This is a genomic window from Lysobacter sp. ISL-50 (assembly GCF_018612875.1).
Taxonomy (GTDB): Bacteria; Pseudomonadota; Gammaproteobacteria; order Xanthomonadales; family Xanthomonadaceae; genus Lysobacter.
This window is the reverse complement of record NZ_JAGGRI010000019.1, coordinates 183,354-202,226: the sequence shown is the minus strand read 5'-3', so window position 1 is coordinate 202,226 and position 18,873 is coordinate 183,354. Positions and strand designations below refer to the sequence as shown.

7 protein-coding genes are annotated in these 18,873 nt (G+C 69.6%); all 7 read right to left on the bottom strand.

Annotation, left to right across the window (positions count from 1 at the left end; all coding sequences use genetic code 11):
- Positions 1 to 437 precede the first annotated feature (437 nt).
- On the bottom strand, positions 438 to 12,455 hold the full coding sequence (locus J7J50_RS12570) for a filamentous haemagglutinin family protein (RefSeq protein WP_215057949.1): 12,018 nt from the start codon (positions 12,453 to 12,455) through the stop codon (positions 438 to 440).
- 465 nt (positions 12,456 to 12,920) lie between these two features.
- Positions 12,921 to 13,259, bottom strand: a complete 339-nt coding sequence (locus J7J50_RS12565) for a hypothetical protein (RefSeq protein WP_215057948.1) — start codon at positions 13,257 to 13,259, stop codon at positions 12,921 to 12,923.
- Between the two features lie 86 nt (positions 13,260 to 13,345).
- Positions 13,346 to 14,029, bottom strand: a complete 684-nt coding sequence (locus tag J7J50_RS12560) for a hypothetical protein (RefSeq protein ID WP_215057947.1) — start codon at positions 14,027 to 14,029, stop codon at positions 13,346 to 13,348.
- Between the two features lie 16 nt (positions 14,030 to 14,045).
- Complete coding sequence (locus J7J50_RS12555) at positions 14,046 to 15,776, bottom strand: putative porin (protein WP_215057946.1); 1,731 nt, start codon at positions 15,774 to 15,776, stop codon at positions 14,046 to 14,048.
- Positions 15,777 to 15,841: 65 nt separating this feature from the next.
- Positions 15,842 to 16,513: a TonB family protein gene (locus J7J50_RS12550; protein ID WP_215057945.1), complete on the bottom strand. Its 672-nt coding sequence runs from the start codon at positions 16,511 to 16,513 to the stop codon at positions 15,842 to 15,844.
- A 16-nt stretch (positions 16,514 to 16,529) separates the two neighbouring features.
- Complete coding sequence (locus J7J50_RS12545) at positions 16,530 to 16,934, bottom strand: biopolymer transporter ExbD (RefSeq protein ID WP_057942847.1); 405 nt, start codon at positions 16,932 to 16,934, stop codon at positions 16,530 to 16,532.
- Complete coding sequence (locus J7J50_RS12540; RefSeq protein ID WP_215057944.1) at positions 16,931 to 18,766, bottom strand: DUF2341 domain-containing protein; 1,836 nt, start codon at positions 18,764 to 18,766, stop codon at positions 16,931 to 16,933. Before J7J50_RS12540 ends, J7J50_RS12545 begins: the two co-directional genes overlap by 4 nt.
- Between the last annotated feature and the right edge of the window lie 107 nt (positions 18,767 to 18,873).

The window sequence follows — 18,873 nt, the reverse complement described above, 5'->3', positions numbered from 1 at the left end:
AGGCAAGATCAAACGCTAAAGCTTCCGCCATGGAGCGGCGGGTCACTTTCTTTGTCCAAAGCCACAAAGAAAGTAACCAAAGAAAGGGCTTTGGCTGTTTCGAGTCAAAAGCCACGAGTTCGATGCCTGCGCAGGCAGGTGCCACATTGGGCATCCTGCCCAAGGTGGCACCCGGCGCACGTCCATGTGCGCAGCCCTTCGGGTGTCCCTGGTCTCGCGAGTAACAAGCGGCGCCCAGCAACAACAAAGGCAAGGCAAAACCGAAGCAAGGCTTGGCAACAGCAACAGCAACAGCAACAGCAACAACAATAGCGACGGCAACGACGGCAACGGCGGCGACTGCATGGCTAGAAGCAAAGGCACCCGAAGCGACCGCACAACAGCACTCGCGACAAGGAGCTACGGCAATCGCGACAACAACCCCTACTCGCCCCCACTCACGGCGGCGGCGGATTCATGCACCGGCTGTCATCCACCCCGCACCGCCCAAACCCGATCACCTGCACCGATATCAACGCCGGAATATCCCGCGTCGCCACCGCCGGCCGCTGCTGCACCATCGCGTCGGCCGCCGCGTCCACGCCGGCGTTCGCCGACGATGCCGCCGCCAACGCACCACCATCCACGCCGCGCGCCACCGGGATGCCGACCGAATCGCCATCGACCTGGATGTTGTCCGCGTTCGCCACCGTCTGCGCCGCCAGAATCAGATTGCCGCTGATTCGGATACCCGCATCGCCCGCGTCGATGGTCCCGCGCGGCGCCACCAGCACCGCGTCGGCGGCCTTGCCGCCCGGCACCGTCTGCAAGGTCGCGATGCCGGCACCGGTCACCAAGCCCTTGGCGTCGATGCGGCAATAGTTGTCGAGATCGCAGTCGTAGGCCACCGGCGGCTTGTCGGACGAAGTCTTCGCGCCCTTGCCCGCGTTGATGTCGCCGTTGGAACTCCAGATCAGCATCTTGCCGCCTTGCTGAGTGAAGATGCGGCTCTGCGCCAGCAGCACGCTGCGGTCGGTGAAGATGCCGATGTCGCCCTGCTCCAAGGCCAGGATGCCCTGCTGGTTCGGGCCGATCCGCACCGCGCCCTGGCTGTCGCGCACCAGCGGCGGCGCGCTCACGCTGCCGACCAATACGTCGCCGCCCGGGCCCAGGATGCGGATGTCGCCGCCGCGCTGGGTCTGGATGGTCGAGCCGCGCATGTCCAACTGCCCGGTCGCGACCAACCGATCGGCGCCGTTCGCCCCGCCCTCCAGACGATTGGCGGTGTAACCGGCCGCGGCCGGGAACAAGGTGTTGATCGCCTGATAACCGAGCGAGTATTTGCCGAAGTTCGGGCTGGCCGGTTCTTTGTTTTCCTTGCCGGCACGTTCGAGCACGTCAAGGAATACGCGATCGACCAGCAACTGACGCTGTTCGGCCGGCTGCCGCAGGAACGCCTGCCACGCCTGTTCGGCGCTCATCGGCGCGGCGTCCGCGCCGGCGCCGTCGCGTTGGCGACGATCGGCGTCGAGTTGGGCGACGAAGGCCAGCAGCCAGTCGCGGTATTGGTTCGCATCACTGTTGGACGGGTCCAGATAGCGCTGCGCGAACGCGTCGGTGGCCACGCCCGGTCCGACGCCGAAGCGCACCACGATGTCGGCGCCTTCGTTCGGCAAACCGGCGTTGTCGCGATTGCCGATGGTGCGCACGCCGCCGCCGTCGCTGTTGAGCGAACCGTTCTGGAACGCCTCGTTGGCCGAGGTGATCCGGCCGAAGTTGCGCCCCGCCTGCAATTCGAAGGTACCCGGGCCGCCGAGCTGCAGCCACGAGTAATTGGTATTGACCGCGCCGCCGGCATTCGGACGCAGCGGGTTGTTGTACAGATCGCGGCCGGCCTCGATCCGGGTCAGATCCGATTCGCGATAGTTCTGGCCGCGGAAGTTGAGATCGACGATGTCGCGGCCGGCGCGGATCGAAGCCGGCTTGGGTACGTCGATGGTCAAGGGGTTGAGGCTGACGCCGTCGCGCTGGCGACCGCCGACGATATCTCCGCCGGCGTACAGCCGTACGAGTTCGCTGTCGTCGCGGTGCAGGTTGGCGCGGTAGCTGCGCTCGCTGCCGTTGCTCAGCACCATGTTGGTGAAGTCCAGCGGCCCGTTGCCTTCGCCGAGCACCTTGCCGATCTGGTTGTCGGGCGTCGGCATCCAATTCGGGTCCAGGTCGATCAGGCTCAGTCCCTGCCCGCGCGGCAAACGGTCGGCCGACAGCAGCAGGTCGCCGCCGGCGAGCAGGCTGAGCTGGCCGCGCGTCGACGGGAACAACGCGCCGCCGTTGTTGAGCACGATGTCGCCGTCCATCGCCGTGGCCAGCACGCGGCCCGGCAAGGCCTGCATGAAGATCGGACGGCTGCGCACTTCGTAGGGCTTGCCCGCGAATCCGTTCATGCGCAGGCCGTAGGAGAACAGCGCGTCGCCGACATCGAGAGTGTCGAAGGCGATCGAACCGGCGACCGAGAACACGTTGAGTTCGGCGTCGGCGCCGTAGGCCTGCGAATCGCCGGTCACCCCGTCGGGCGTGGTGACGTAGGACGGGTTGAGCACCCGCCCCAGTTCCACGTCCTGCGCCGCCTGCACGCGGATGCGCGCGTCCTGCATCGCCAGGATCGGCGCCACCGGCGTGTGCAGTTGCAGGAAATCGCCGCTGCCGCTGAAGAACACCGCGGCGTCGAAATCGAAGGCCGAACCGATGCGGCCGCCGGCGCTCAACTCGCCTTCGCCCTTGGCGAGGAAGTAATCGCCGCCGAGCAGATCGCGTCCGGCGTTCACGCGCAGATCGCCGCCGCCGTAGCTGCGCGCGGCGCCGCCGCCTTCCTTGCTCCACGTGGTCGGCAGCGACACCGACAATTCGCGGATGTCGCGGCCGGCCTGGATCGAGACGTTGCCGCCGACGCTGAGCAGGCCCTGGGCGAAGCCGCCGAAGTTGATCGAGGAAGCCAGCACGGTGCGGCCGTCGTCGGCGACGGTGTTGCCGCTTTGCATCCACGGCCACCAGAACTGGCCCAGGTAGGTGCCGGCGTTGCCGCTGCGGCTGCCCTGCTCGTTGTCGAAGATGCGGCGGTTGCTCAGGATGTCGCGGCCGGCGCTGACCACCAGATCGCCGGCGGCTTCCGGATTGACCTGGCCGGTCACGACCAGATCCGGGCGACCCTCGCCGAGCGGACGGATCTGGCCCGGCTCCTGCGAGGTGCGGCTGCCCTCGCCGGGGCGGCCGGCGGTGTAGACGCTGGCCGGCGCGTCGGCGTCGTCGAAGCGGATATCGCGCGCGGCGACCAGCTCGATGCGGCCGGTGCCGGTGCGCAGCACATTCGGCAGCAACAGTTCGCGTCCGCTGGCGCCGCGGTTCACCGTGGTGTGGCCGTCGAAGCGGATATCGGCCGCCGCGGCGCGCGCGCGCAACGCGGTCGGAGCGGCGCTGGCGCTGTCGGCGCCGGCGACCAGACGCAGCCAACTGCTGTCGCCGCCGGCCAGGGTGCGGGTGGCGAACGGCGCCGGATCGGCGGCGGAGGCTTGCAGGTTCGGGCTGCGGTCGTCGGGGCCGATGCGCGGCAACAACTGCCCCGGCACCGGCAGCTTCGGCGCCTCGTAGGCGAACAACTCGCCGGTGCCATAGAAGGCGTTGCTGGCGATGGCGACCACGTAGTTGCGATAGGCCAGAAGGTAGGCGTCGTAGTCGGCCGGCGAAGTCGGCGCCGGCGGCGGCTGCAAGGCCGGGTCCGGCGAGGTGCCGGCGGAGAAGTCGTACACGCTCTGGACCCACTGCAGCAGGCTGCAGGCGAAGCCGCAGAAGTTGCTGTCGGCGGCGAAGGTCGGATCGGGCTTGGACAGCTCCTGCATCAGCCTGTCGTACTGGCCGTAGTACTGCGCGATCTGTTCGTCGCTGTACTGGCCCGGATCGGGCGCTTGCGGCACGGTGATGAACACGCCGTCCAGCGAGGTCAGGCCCTGGCCATCGACGATGCCGCGATACAGCGCGTTGCTGCCGTCGAGCGTGCCGCTGACGCCGCCGGTGAGTTTGCTGAAGTCGTAGAAACCGTCCGACACGCTGGCGGCGACTTCGATCTCGCCGGCCGCGCGCAGGCCCAGCACCGGCGCGCTGTCGCCGTAGCGGAAGTCCAGGCGCTGGTTGGTGCCGGAGTTGAGGTTCCAGTTGGTCAGCACGCGGATCGCGCCGCCGTTGATGCCTTCGTCGGGATTGCGCAGCTCGATGCCCGGACGCGCGCGGAAGTTGCTGACGCCGGCGAAGCGCTGTTCGAAGGCGAAGCCCGGGCTCTGCACGAAGCCCATCAGCGTGCCCGGCAGCGGCGCGTCGGCGGGACTGCCGTCGCGATAGCCGTAGAAGCCGCGGTGGGCGGCGTTGGCCGCGTCGGGGGCGAAGTAGTGCTTGCTCAGGTACTGCGCCAGGTCCTGCGCGTTCTGCGGCGCCGCCAGGACGTTGCCGGCGGCGTCGGTCCACTGCCCCGGCAACAGCGTGCCCTGTGCGTCGTACCAGCCGGCCGGATCGACGATGCCGTCGAAATGCAATTCCGGGTGCGCCGGGTCCTGCGCGTCGGCCGCGCTCCACACCGCATAGGCTTCCAGGCCGACTTCGCGCGCGCCGCGGATCGAGGCCGGATCGGCGATGTCCACGCGCACGTCGCCGTCGCTGAGCAGCGGCGCGCGCAGGTCCACGCGCCCGCCCGACAGACCGCCGGCGCGGCCGCCGGACACGTCGAGCACGGCGCCGGCGCCGACGCGGATCGCGCCGGAGTCTTCGCGCTGCACGTTCTGGTAACCGTAATTCGAATTCAGCGTGCCGTCGCCGACGCCGCTGACGCCGATGCGGATCTCGCCGCCGCGGCGCTTGGCGTCGCTGCCGGTGGCGATCAGGCGCCCGTCCACCTCCACGCCCTGGCGGCCGTAGAGTTCGATCGTGCCGCCGGACGCGCCGGAGGCGTCGATATCGCCGTCGATATCGACGTGGCCGTTGCCGGCATCGCTGCCGCGCACGCCGGCGCCCGCGTCGGCGATCAGGCTGACCTCGCGCGCCTTCAGACTGTGTCCGGCCGACAGGCTCAGATTGCCGCTGCGCGTGCGCACGGCGATGCGCTGGTCGATGCCGCTGGCGGCCAGGCGCTGCGCCAGCGGGTCCAGTGCCAGCGCTTGCGCGCTGTCGAGTTCGATACTGCCGCCGCGGCCGTTCGCGCTGCCGCCGCGCAAGGCGCCGGCCAGATCGATCGCGCCTTCGCCGGCGATCGCGCGCAGCCCGCCGGCGTCGCCGCCGGAGGGGGCGGAGAAGTCCAGCAGCGTGTTCGCGCCCAGGCTCAGCGAGCCGTGTTCGGAGCCCAACTCGATGCGGCCGGCCGGCGGCGACAGCTTCTGGTCGAACAGGGTCTTGCCGCGCGAGGACACGTCGAGCGTGGCGGTGCCGTCCAGGCGCACGTCGCCGCCGGCGTTGAGCTTGATGCGGCCGGCGTTGGCGCGGATCAGCGCGTCGCCGACGATGCGCCCGCCGGACAGTTCGATCGCCCCGCCCTGCGCGCCGTCGGCGGCGACCGCGCCGGCGCCGCGCGCCAGCGAGATCTCGCCCTGGCTGCTCAGGCGCCCGTCGGCGCCGGCCTCGGCCTGGATCAGCGGCGCGCGCAGGCTCAGCGGCGCGGCGCCGAAATCGAAGCCGCCCTTGCCGCTGACGGCGATGCGCTGATCGGCCTGGACATCGACCCGGCCGAAACCGTCCAGCGATTTGTCGCCGCCGCCGAACACCACTTCGCGCCCGGACAGGCTCAGCGCACCGCCGCGGCCGGACTTGGCCGCGACCGCCGCGCCGAGTTCGTTCGACAGGCTCAGGCGATCGGCGCGCAGATGCACGTCGCCGCCGTCGCCGGCGAACGCGGCCGCGCTCAGGGCCAGTTCCTGCGCCACGTTCACATCGACCGCGCCGTGGAATTCCATGCGCCCGTAGCTGCGCAGGCCGATGCGCTGCGCATCGGCGAAACCGGCCAGAGTGTTGCGGCCGATCACGAAGCCGTCCAGATCGGCGGCGGCGCCGTCGCCGGCGAATACGATCAGGCCGCTGTTGGCCTGCACGTCGCGACCGTGCAGCAGCGCCTGACTGTCGATCAAGGTGTTGCGCGCCGCGTCCAGGGTCAGCGAAGCGCCGCCGTCCACGTTCGCGCCGGCGTCGATGGCGAGCACGCCCTGGCTGTTCTCGAGCGTGGGCAGATTGCGCCGGCGCACTTGCGCGGGGCCGGCGTTGGACACGCGCAGCAAGGCGCCGTCGCCGCTGCGTCCGGCCTGACCCGGCCGGCCCGGCTGAGCGGCCACGGCGTCTTCGCCGATCAGCAGCGGTTTGTCGCTGCTGCCCGCCAGTTGGCCTTGCGCGCTCAACACGCTGCCCTGCGATACGCGCACGTCCTGTCTCGCCACCAGGGTGATCTCCGGCGCCTTGAGCGCGGAACCGGCGTCGTTGTCGAGCAGCACGCTGTCGGCGCGCACGTCCACCGCCACGCCGTCGGCGCGATCGCGGCGCTGGCCGCCGATCAGCAGGCTGCCGGCGCCGAGGCGGTTGAGTTTGTCCGCGTCGAGTTGCACGTAACCCTCGCGCGCGGCGTGGCCGGCGCCGAGGATCTGGATCGCCTTGGCGGCGATGTCCACCTGCGCGGCGGCGCCGCCCGGCGCGGCCGCGGCTTTCAGGCTCGCGCCGAGGTCCAGGGTCTGGCCGGCGTTGAGCACCAGTTGGCCGCCGTCGCGCGGCCGTTGCGGCGCGACCGCGCCGGCGCGCTGGGCGCGATCGGCGAAGAACTTGTCCGCGCTGGTGGCGGCGTACTGCGAGTAACGGCTCCAGGTGTCGTGCGACTGCACTTCGAAGCTGCTGGCGAGCGCATCGCGCGCGCCGCTCAAGGCATCGACCAGATAACCGGCGACCACCGCGGTGCCGTCGGGCGCGATCACCGCCGGCCCCGACTGGCTGTCGCGCGCGCCGCTGCGCTGGACCACGCGGAACGCGCCCGGCAAGGTCGCGTAGCGGCCCGGCAGCAAGGTGTAGACGCCGTCGGGCAGGCCCGGCACGCCGCTGATCCGCACTTGCTTGCCGACCGCGACGCTGCCGAAGTTCGGATCGTTCGGCGCCACCATCGGCTGCGCGCCGGGCACGATCGCGTAGACCTCGCGCTCGTTCGGATACAGCGGCACCTGCCTGGGCGTGCCGTCGGCGTAACTGGTGTTGTAACGCGACAGCACGTCGCGGCTGCCGCCGGTGCCGGGCACCCATTCCACCGCCTGCAGATCGCCGCCGCCGGACAGATCGATGACGGCGCCGTCGGCCAGCGACATCGACGAAGCGTCCAGGGTGATCTGCTTGCGCGGCGGCGCGGCCAGATCGGTCTGGGTGTTTGATGCTTGCCATTGCAGGCCATCGACGGTCACGCCGTAAGGCACGACGCGGCCGTCCAGCGACACCGAGGTCAGACTGCCGGGCTTGAGTTCGACGCGCTGCGTGGCGGTGAGGTTCAAATTGCCGAACGCGGCGCGACTGTCGGCGTTGTCCGGATCGGCGACGCCGAGCAGGATCTGCCCGCCCGGCGCGCGCAGTACGCCACCCTGCTCGATCGCGGTCGCGTCCAGCAGCAAGGCGCCGCCGGCCGACAGCGGCGCGGCCACGGCGGCGCCGTTGCCGGCGATGCTGATGCGGGTGGCGTCGCGTCCGCCGGCGCCGTCGGACGCGCCGAGCGCGCGGATGATGAAACGCTCGCCGGTGCCGGGATACAGCTGCGCGGCGCGGAAATTCAGATCGCCGCCGCTCAGCAGTTGTCCGGGCAGATCGGCCGGCAAGGTCGCGCCTTGCGGCACGAAAGTGCGGAATTCGGCCGGCGTGTAGAAACGGATATCGCCGGCGCTGTCGAAGTTCGCGACCTTGATGCCGTCCAGGCGCACTTGACCGGCGAAGTCGATGAAGCCGGCGTTGACGTCCAGCCGGTTCTCGCCCGGGCGCGCCGGATCGGCCAACGGCACGGCGCCGCGGCCGATGCCGCGCAGGCCGTTGAAGGCCACGTACTGCGCGCTCAGCTTCGCCTGCGCGACGGCGGCATCGGCGTCGGCGCCGGCGGGAAGCGGCGCGGGACGCACGCTGTAGCCGCTGGCGTTCATGACCAGCGCGCGGTCCAGGTGCAGATCGACATTGCCTTCGAACACGATCGGCACGTAGGCGATACCGCCGGGGCGGCCGATCTGCAAGGTGTCCACGCCGCTGTCTTGCAGATGCTCGGCGCCGAAGCGCAATTGTCCGGACGGCGCGGCGCGGTCGGGTTCGATCGCGTCCCCGGGGCGCGCCGCGGCGGCCCGATGCGAGCCGCCAGCGTCGATCACGAACTCGCTCGCGTTGAGCACGCTGAAGCTGCCGTCGCCGAGCGGACGCTGGTTGTCGCCGAGCGCGACCAGTTCGAGCACGCCGCCGCGCGCCTGCGCGGCGCCGCCGTGGGCGCTGATGTCGCCGTCGAAGAACAGGCCGGCGGCGGCGCCGATGGTCAGGCTGCCGGCGTGGCTCCACACCGCGGTCGGGCGCAACGGATCGCGGCCGGGCGCGGCGGCGCCGTCGCGCACTTCGAAGCGGTCGGCGGCGCCGTCGAGCGTGAGCTGCGCGCCCTGCTCGACCACCACGTAGCCGCCGTCGTTGCTCAGGGTGATCTTGCCACCGTCGAGCAACTTGCCGTCGCGCGGCACGCTGCCGTCGGCGCGCGGCTTCAGGGTCGGGTCGATCAGAGCGATGCCGGAAACGTCCAGCGTGCTGTCGGCGCCGAGCCATACCGATTTGTCGCGCGACCAATACTCTTGCGCGATCTCGCCCAGCGGCCTGGACAGGCCGTCGCTGGTGGTATCGCCGGACAAGGTGATGCTGCCGCCGCGCGCACTGATGTCGCCGAGCACGGTGACCTGGCCGCGCGAACCCAGGCGCACGTCGCCGCCGGCATCCACGCTCAGACGCGCGCCTTGCTCGACCCGCAACTCATCGCGCAGTTGCCCCAGCGGCAGGCTCGGCGAAGCGGTGCCGACCGAGCCGCCGGCGGCCAGGGAGAAATCCGCCGCCGGCCGGTGCAGATCGTCGAGACGGCCGAACGCGCCGAAGCCGCCGGCGTAAAGATCGCCGCCGCTGGCCAATTGCCGCAGCGCGCCGGCATCGGCCAGGAAGCTGCGCTGCGACACCCGCACATCGCTGCCGGCGGCGATGCTGCCGTCGAGTTCGGCGCGCAGGTCGTAGGCGCCGAAGTCGCCGTCGGCGAAGAAATCCGCGCCCAGGTGCAAGCCGCGCGGATCGCCCGGCGCGTCGCCGCCGATCCGGATCTCGCGCGCGTCCAGGCGCAGCGTGCCGCCGCCGCCCAGGTTGCGCGCGACCAGCGAATCGCGCGAGAACCGCAAGCGGCCGGCGCCGCCGGCATCGTCGTAGTAAGCGGGCGGGAACGTGTTCTGTATCTCGGTGCCGGCGCCGACATAGGTGCGCAGGCTGATGTCGCCGCCGCGGCCGAGCGCGACGCCGTCCTTCTGCGCCAGTTGCCCGTTGGGCGCGATGCGTCCGCCGCCGGACACGTCCAGGCGCGCGTTCGGGTCGATCAGGATCGAACCGCTGGCATCGACGATCGCATCGCCGCTGCCGATCAACTGCTCATGGGTGCGCAGACTGATCGCGCCGCCGTCGATGTGCGCCGCGCCCGTGCGGCCGTCGTCGAACGCCGCGCCGTCGTTGACCCAGGCGCCGCGCGCGAGCAATCGCGCCTGCGCGCCGAGCACGATGTCGCCGCGCTCTTGCGGACGTTGCGGGATCGGCCGCGACTGCGCTTCCAGATCGATCTTGCCCGACACCGCTTCCAGGGTGCCGTCCACCCGCACCTGGCGGCCGTTCAAGGCGATGCCGCCGCCATCTTCGACCTTCACATGCGCGTCGGCGGCGACCTCGATGCGGCCCCAGCCGTCGCTGAGCGTGATCGAGGAGAACCCGGCGGCGTCGAGCCTATCGCTCGACAACACCGTGGTGCGCAAGCCGAACGCGTCCTTGGCCGCGGCCGCCAGATCGGCGAAGCGCGAGCTCATGTCGAAGCCGTCCGGCACGTCGGCCACCGGCGCGCTCTGCAGCCGCCAGCGGGTGAATTCGAAACCGTCGCCGGTGGCGATCTTGAGCGCGCCGCCGTGGGCCGATTCGCCGTTCTTGATCTGATAGCGGCCGGATTCGGCGTCGGCGTGGATGTCTCCCGCCAGCACCAGACCGGCGTCGATCTGGGCGAGGTTGGCGTCGGGCGTCAGGGTCACGTTGAGCTGGCCGCCGTCGCCGCCGTGCACGTAGTCCGGATCGAAATAACTGTCGGCCGCGGTCATCGGCGAAATGAACAGTTCTTTGACGCCCCAGCGCTGGTGATCGAGCAAGTAATCGCCGGCGAAGCCGACGTAGGCCATGTTCGGATCGGCGTCGGCCTGGCGGTAGATGCGGCCGTCGGCACCGAGCAGGCGCGGCGCGGCGATCATGCCGCCCAGGTAATGCACGTAGCCGCCGGACAGATCCAGCGTGGAGCCCGAGCGTGCGATCAACTCGCGACCCTGAATGTTGATGCTGCCGCCGTCGATCAGCATCTGGTCGATGCCGCGCGGCACCTGATCGGCGTAGCCGGCGGCGTTGAGCAGCGGCGTGCCGACCCAGGCGCGGCCGTCGGCGGTCACGCCCTTGTTGCGCACGTCGATGGCGGTCGATTGGCGATACAGGCCGCCGCCGCGCAGCAGCGGCGAATCGGCCAGTTCGTTTTCGCCGATGCGCGGAATCTTGACGATGTTGTCCGACATCGGCCGCTGCACGTCGGCGATGCCGGCGACGTTGATGGTCGCGCCGCGGTCGATCAATATCCGCGACGCGCTGCGCGCGCCGGTGTCGACGAAAACCGCGGCGTCCAGGCCGAACACATCGAGCTTGGCGCCGGGCATCAGCACCAGCGAGTTTTCCTGGAAGAACATCTGCGCCGCGGCCAGACGCGCGCTGGGCGGCTGGAAGGCCTGATCGGCGCTCTTGGCGCTGGTGGTGGTCTCGCCGTCGTGCTCGGGCAGGATCGTGGTGGCCGACGCGGCGCCGAAACGCAGGCGGCCCCCCCGGCTCTGGGTGAAGGCCTCGTCGTCGGAGGAACGCGCGTATTCCAGCGCCAGGATCGACAGCGTGCCCGGGCGGCTCACGCCGGTGGTGGTGCCGAGGTAACCGTCCTGGGCGATGTCGTAGCCGGTCAGGGTGACGTCGCCGCGCTTGCTGGCGACGATGCCGGTGTTGGTCAGACGGCCGTAGCCGATCTCGTCCGGCGCTTCGCGCCCCAGGGCGGCGCCGATCAGGCCGAATTCCAGCGCGACCTTGTTCTCGGCGGCGAGCTTGGGATCGCCGTATTGCGCGCCGATCACCGCCGCCAACTGCACCTGCCCGTCTTCGGCCTGCACGCTGCCGGCGTTGTCGATATTGGGCGCGGCGATCAGCGCGTAGCCACCGGCGCCGGTCTTGATCTGCGCGCCGGCCTCGATGCGGATGTCGCCGGCCATGGCCGGACGCGCGCCGCCGCTGTATGCGGCCGCATCCGAGGTCAAGACGAAGTCCGCGGCGTTGCCGCGGCCGATGCCGCCGCTGATGAAGGTGCGGTTGCTGCGGGCGATATCGTTGTTGAACAAGTTGAGCGAGGACGCCAGCAGCGAACGCGTATTGACCTGGCTGGTGCCGCCGAACAGCACGCCGTTGCGGTTGAGCAGATAAACGCTGCCTTCGGCCTTGATCCGGCCGAAAATCTGGCTGGGGCGGCCGCTGGGATCGTCGATTCGGTTGAGCGCGATCCAATCGTTGCCGCCGCCGGCCAGATTGCCGCCGCGCTGATCGAAGTAGACCGTGGTCTGCTTGCCGACGTTGAACGTCTCCCAGCTCAGGATGGCTTTCTTCTGCGTCTGCTCGATGGTGACGGTGGTGGTGCCGGCATCGACGTTCTGGGTCGGGCCCTTGGCGCCGAGCCACAGTTTGGATTGGCCCAGGCGCGGATCTTCGGCCGATATCGCGCCGGGTTCGAACTTGACTCCGGCGGCGACCTTGAGCCCGCCCTCGCCCAGTCCGTTGGGCACCTGATTGGCCGCCGCCGAACTGGCCGCGGCCAGGCGCGCGGCCACCTGCGCGGTATCGAGCGCGGCGCGCACCTGCGCGGCCTGCCCGAACGCGGCCAGCGAGCGCTGCGCCATCTGCTGCGCGCGCACCGACTGCAGCCCCTGCTGCTGCGCGCTGCGCGCCGCCTGCGCGGCCGGATCGACGCCGCGACGCGCGAACGGATTGGGATCGGCGTGAGCCGCGCCGCCGAGCAGCGCCAGCGAAATCGCCGCGCTCAGCGCGAGCAGTCGCGCCGGATTGCGCGCACGCAGGGAATGGCGGGATTCGGCGGGCTTGCGGGTCATGACGGCTTCCTTTGCGTGCGGCGTGACGGCGCGGCGATGACGTCGCGCGATGCGGCGACGCGGGGAGTGGGGAGAGGCGCGGTGGTGCGGGCGCGGGTGAGAGCGTGGGCTGGCGGGTGGGCGTTACGGCTTGGCGAAGCCGCGTACCGTTGCCGCCTTTGGAAAACGGGCTGATTCAAGCGAAAGCAAATCCCCCCTAGCCCCCCTTTTTCAAAGGGGGGAACTGTTGCGCGGTGAAAGGGGAGAACGGTCCCGGGTTCGAAGGGGAGAATTGTTTCGACACGACGTAGCGGCCGCGCGACCTGCCGTTGCCCCCTTTCAAAAAGGGGGCGGCGTTCGCGCAGCGAACGCGGGGGATTTGCTTTTGATTTTGCCGTCGCTCGAACCCGCGACAACACCGCGCACCGACGCCCTCCCAACCCGGCGACAACGACAAAACAGCTGACTGTTCGACTGGACATGTCCTCAGCGCACCGGTTTCGGAAACGAAACAGGAAACTGCTGCGCCGGCCGCTGCGGCCGGACCGATTTGCCGTATTGATCTCCCAGCCGTTGCCGGGTCGCGGCCGGTGTCGCCAAGCCCTGCCCGATCGGCGCCAGACGTTCGCCGGGCGAGTCGGTATTGACCACCGGCGCGGTCTTATCGACTTCGGCTTTCAAGGCTTCGTTGAGACACGACCACCGCCCGGCCTCGTCGTTGCCGATACGCACCTGCACGCACGGCGTGGCCTGCGGCTGCGAGGCCGGCAGCAGGCGTTTCTGCGCCTGCGACGCCGAGGCGAACACCGCGCACAATCCCAGCAACGCCAACGCCGCCCGAATCGACCGCCCGCGCGAACACCGCACGAACCCGCGCGGCTTCATCGCAACCCGGGCGGCCGCATACGTCATCAGCTCGACGCCGTGCCATTACCGACGGTACGCGCAGCGCCATCGCCGCTGGCGCATTGCGCCGCCTGATCGTGCTGTTGGTCGAGCTTGTCCTCCAACTCGCGCACCCGGTTCTCTTTCTTCACCCGCCCCAGCCCCAGCGGCGAGAAACCATGCCCGCGCACCGAATCGATGAAGTCCGGATCGCGATACAACTGCGCCAACTCGCGCCCGGCCTGATACACCACTTCGGTCGCCGCGGCGCAACGCGCCGACTGCGCCTGCACGCTCGCCAGCTGCGCCGCCAGCGCGGCGCGTTCGTGTTCTTTCTGCTGCGCGGCCTGCGCGGCTTGCTGCTGCGCGCTCTGCCATTTCTGCGCATCGGCGCGGGCTTGATCGGACGCCGCCGAGGCTTGTCCGAGTTGCCGCTGCAGTGCCGTCAGCCGGGCGCCGTCCTCGCGCGCGGGCGCCTTGGCCGAGGCGGCCTTGAGCGCGTCGCGCTCGCGCTCGGCCGCGGCGGTGGCGGCCTGTTGCGCGGCCAGCGCCGCTTCGGCGGTGCGCAGGCGCGCGCCGGTGTCGCGCAACGCGTCGCGCAGCCGGGTTTCGTTGCCGTTCTGCGCATGAGCGCCGGAGGCGGCGAACCACAGCGCGGCCAGCAACGGGGCGCTGCGCAATGCGCAATGACGGATGGGTCGCAGGCTCATGATCCGGGCTCCGTGCTCAGAATTCGGTGTTCAAGTCGATCTGCACCACATCGACCGAGTACGGCGCGCCGCTGACTTCGTTGGCGCTGAGCCAACGCAATCCCAGCCAGGTGTTGCGCGCCAGGCCCAGCGCGCCGCCAAGGATGAAGCCGCGCGAGTTGGTGCCGCCCAGATGGAAGTCAGAATCGGTGAAGGCGTCGGGCACCGCGTCCGATTCCAGGCGCTTGTAGCCGATGCTGGCGTTCCAGTCCCAGGCCTTGGCGATCTTCGGCTGGCCGACCAGCAGGTTGATGTAGTAGCCCATGTCGCCGCCGTCGAAAATGAAGGTGCGGTCGTTGGGATCGCGCAGCGGCTTGAAGTTGTTGAGCGGGCCCAGCGCGCGGATGCGGTTGGCGTCGTACTTGAGGTTCTTGACCACGTCGGCCTCGACCACGACCTTGACCGGATCGAAGCTGGCGATCTCCAGCGCCGCATGAAGATTGGCCACGCCGAACTCGCTCGCATAGCCGAAGTACTGCAACTGCGGGCCGTCGGGCGCGCCGCTGGCCGGGACGATGTCGCGGATGGCGAACATGGTGTTGCCGAACTGCTGGAACTGCGGCCGCGACAGATCGGTATCGCAAACGTCCTTCGAGGTCGGCGCCACGCACGGCGTGGAGCGCTCGCCGTTGATCTTGTCGAACAGGAAATAACCCAGGCCCAGCTTCAGGTTGACCTCGTCGCTGAATTTCCAGTTCGCGCCGAGCTGCGCGCCGTACAGCCATTTGTCGCGGCTGCTGGCCTTGTCCAGGCGCTGGGTCGAGCCGAAATCGAAATCGGTGTTGAAGATCGGGAACGCGCCGACGTTGACGAAGGGCTTGAAGTCGCCGCCGGTGTCGAACTCGGTCTTGATCGCCACGCCGTCGAAACTCAGGTCGTTGTCGAACAACAGCTCGCTGGTCCAGAACGGATTGGGCGCGCGGCCGATGTCGGCGGTCAGCCAGTCGCTGGGCTTGAGGCGGATGTAAGCGCGATCCAGCCACAGCGAGTACTTGGACAGATTGCCGCCGGCGCCGAGGGTCTGGTTGGTGGACACCGGGCTGCGGTCGCTGCCGGTGGCCAACCGCAGATCCGCCTCTACCCAATCGGCGATCTGCGCATGAACACCGAGCCGCGCCCGCAAACGCATGCGGCCGCGGTTCTTGGTCGTGTTGACCGTCGGCAAGGGATTGTTGAGCGGATCGTTGACGTCGTAGCCGCTGCCGGCGTTGAGCACGCCGAAATTCGGGAAGTCGGTGTAGTTCTCGCCGTCGTTGAGCACGTCCTCGGCGCGCGCGCGCACGTCGCCGTAGACGTTGATGCGCTGGGTCCATTCCGGCAGCGCGTTGGGCGCCGCCCAGCCTTCGCTCTTGGCCTGCTGGGTGACTTCCGCGCGCAGTTCGTCCTTGATCTGCTGGCGCACCACTTCCGGAATGTAGGGCACGACCACCGCGCCGGGCTGGGTCTGATACGCCGGTTGCGCCGCGACCGCCGGCGCCGGACGCGCGGCCGCGCTCGCGGTCGCCTCGGCGATCATGTCGTCGGCCTGCTGACGCGTCATCACGCCCTTGGCCACCAGCAGGTCGATGAGCTTGAGGGTGACTTCCGGGCTGATCTTCGACGCGTCCACCGGCGTTGCGGCCAGCGCCGGCGCCGCGCACAGCGCGGCCAGGGCCAGGGTCAACACGCGAACGGACGTGCGGCGATGCGGATTGGGCGATGCGGTCATGCGTAAAGTCCCAGTAAGCGAAACAGATAAGCGAAGCGGTCGGGCGTGAAGGTCGGCGCGGCCGGTCATCCCGGCGCGATCGCGCCGATGCGCAAATTGATCGGTTGCGGCATTTCCGCCGGCGGCGGCTGCGGCAGCGAGCGGCCCTGCAGCGCGGCGACGATGGCGGCATCGAGTTCGGGCTTGCCGGTGGAGGCGATCACCTGCGAGCGCTGGATCGTGCCGTCGGCGTTCAACCACATCGCCACCGTGGCGCTGTAGCGGCCCTTGCGGGTCTTGTCGGCCTGCTGCAGGTATTGCTGCACCGCGCGCTGCACCATCGAGGCGTAGCCGGCATACGGATTCCCGCCGCCGCCCTTGCCGCCGATGCGCGTGCCGCCGCCGTTGCCGGCCTGCAGACCGAATTCGTTGCTGCCCGGCCCTGCTTCGGCGGTGAGCGGATCGCCGGGCGGTTCGGGCGAATCTTCCTGCGGTTTGTCCAGGGATTCGAACGGCGTGTTCTCGACCAGTTTTTCCTCTTCCTGCACTTTGTCCGGTTGCGGCGGAGGCGGCGGCGGAGGCGGCGGCGGCAGGATCACCTGGGTGATGCGCGGCGGCGTGCGCTTGGGCATCGGCCGGCTGTCCTGCATCAGCGACCACACCAGCCAGGCGAGCACGGCGAACACGCCGAGCGCGCCGGCGACGCCGAGCGCGCGCGACAGCCGGGAGGGACGGCCATGGGTCGTGGGAGCGGACATGCGCGCGCGGACCCGCTCAGCCCGCGGCCTGGCGCTGCGACGCCAGTCCGATCGAGGAGATGCCGAGCTTGCTGCACAGGTCCAGCACCGCCATGACCTTCTCGTATTGCACGGCGCGATCGCCGCGCAGGATCACCGGCAACTCGGCATCGTTGGCCAGCGCGTTGCGCAGTTGCTGCTCCAGCTCGCTCATGCTGACCGGTACCGCGTCGATGCTGACCTGACCGGCGTTGTCGATCGCGATGACCTTGGTCTTGGGCACCGACAAGGGCTGGCTGGCGCTGGCCTTGGGCAGATCGACCTTGATCCCCTGCACCGCCGCGGTGGTCATGATGATGAAGATCACCAACAGCACGTAGGCCAGATCCAGCATCGGCGTGATGTTGATGTCGTCGTAAGGCTTCTTGCCCTGGACCTTCACGGCAGCGACTCCGTGGACACGCTGCGCGACAGGTGCGCGGGCACCGGCGCGTCGCCGGCGTAATCCTCCGCGATGCGCTTTTTCAGTTCGTCCACGAACACCTGCATGTCCGCGCCGATCGCCTCGGTGCGGCTGAGCAGGTAGTTGTAGCCGAACAGCGCCGGGATCGCGACGGCGAGGCCGGCCACCGTCGCCAGCAGCGCGGCGGCGATACCGGGCGCGATCGCGTTGATGTTGACATCGCCCGCCGCGGCCACCGCGGCGAAGGTGATCATCACGCCGACCACGGTGCCGAGCAGGCCCAGGAACGGGCCGCCGGAGATGGCGATGGTCAGCAGCACCATCAACTTGTTCAAGCGCTGGCTCTCGCGCACCGCGGCGGCGTCGAGGGCGGAACGGATCGCGGCGATCGACTGCGTGCGCACCACCGAACGTCCGCCGGCGGCGGCGACACGGTTGCGCAATTCGTCCAGGCCGATCGCGAGCAGCCGGGCGAGATTGGATTTCTCCCCGTTGAGCGGCCCGTCGCCTTCCGCGCCCTTGACCCAGGCGAGGTCGTGCAGCGGATATTCGCCGGCGTACTTGCGGAACGATTGCAGGAAGCGTTCGTTGGCCTTGGAAGTGACGTTGACGAACACGCCCTTGCCGATCATCACCCACCACGAGATCGCGGCCATGAAGCCCAGGATCACGATCACCACCCAGGCATCGACGGTCAGCGCGCTGAACAGGATGCCGAAGTAGTTGTGGCCGCCGTCGCCGGAGCGCTGTTCGACCGGCTGGAAGGTCAGCAGGCGCGCGTCCAGGCCCTGGCTGTGCGCGGCGGCCTGGATCAGGCCGAGCGGACGCGCGGTCTTGGACACTTGCAGTTCGTCGATCAGGCCGATGAAGTTCGGCCGCGCCGCGGCGCCGGCGGCGGCGGGTTCGCCGCCGATCAGCAGGCCGGCGTTGGCCGGCGGCAGGGCCGCCGCGACTTCGCCGGCCGGCGCGCCGTTGACGTAGACGGCGAGCTTGTTGTCGGCGGCGCGCACGGCGATGTGGGCCCAGCCTTCGCTGGTGAGCGGTGCGCCGGCGGAGGTGCGCAGCGGGCCGCTGGCGCCCGGCGTTTCGGCGTAGATCACGCCGGATTCGATTCCGACTGTCAGTGCACCGGGCAGCGACGCGATTATTCCTGTGGCGCTGGCTCCGGTTGGTTTGATCCACGCCGACACGGTCAACGGCTGCGCCGCGGCGAGATTCAGCGACGACGACGCCGGCACCGTCACCGGCGCCTGGCCGTTCAGTTGCAGGCCCGAACCGATCAGCGCCGATTCGGCCAGCGTCAACGGCGCCTGCGCGTTGTTGGCGTAGGCGGTCTGGTCGTTGCCGGCCGCGCCCTGGTTGGCGAAGTGATAGACCGCGATGTTGTCCGCGTCGTAACTGCCCTTGGCGTCGCCGCCGGGCGTCGCCTCGGCGTTGCCGAAGTAGACGTAGACCGACGAGGCCGCGTTGGCCTCCAGGTTCGGCACGTCCACCCAGGCCAGCGCGACCTGATCGACCAGCCCGTCGTATTTCTCGAAGTGGTACTTCAGCGGCGTGCGGTCGTCGGCGGCGATGAAGCGCACGTCGCTGCCGTCTTCCTTCGCGTCGGCGAAGTTGAAATTGCCCGAATGCAGGCGCACCAGGATCTGGGCGCGACCGCCGGGCTCGCTGACCGCGGCGCCGGCCGAGGTGGTGTTGAGATCGATCTTGGCCCGGTAGTTCCATTTACCGTCCCACCACGACGCCGCCGATGCCGGCAACGAGATCAGCGACAGGAACAAGCAGACCAGCAACACGCGCAATTGAGTCACGACACTTTCCCCGGAAATATTCGGTATGGCCTGGGTGCCAGGGCCTTCAGGCCCGACGCCTTTCGATCCGCCGCGATCAGGCCCGGCGAGTTGAAACAAAAGCGTCG

Coding starts and splice junctions, on each gene's coding strand:
- J7J50_RS12570 (WP_215057949.1), bottom strand. CDS start 12,455: ATGACCCGCAAGCCCGCCGAATCCCGCCATTCCCTGCGTGCGCGCAAT.
- J7J50_RS12560 (WP_215057947.1), bottom strand. CDS start 14,029: ATGAGCCTGCGACCCATCCGTCATTGCGCATTGCGCAGCGCCCCGTTG.
- J7J50_RS12555 (WP_215057946.1), bottom strand. CDS start 15,776: ATGACCGCATCGCCCAATCCGCATCGCCGCACGTCCGTTCGCGTGTTG.
- J7J50_RS12550 (WP_215057945.1), bottom strand. CDS start 16,513: ATGTCCGCTCCCACGACCCATGGCCGTCCCTCCCGGCTGTCGCGCGCG.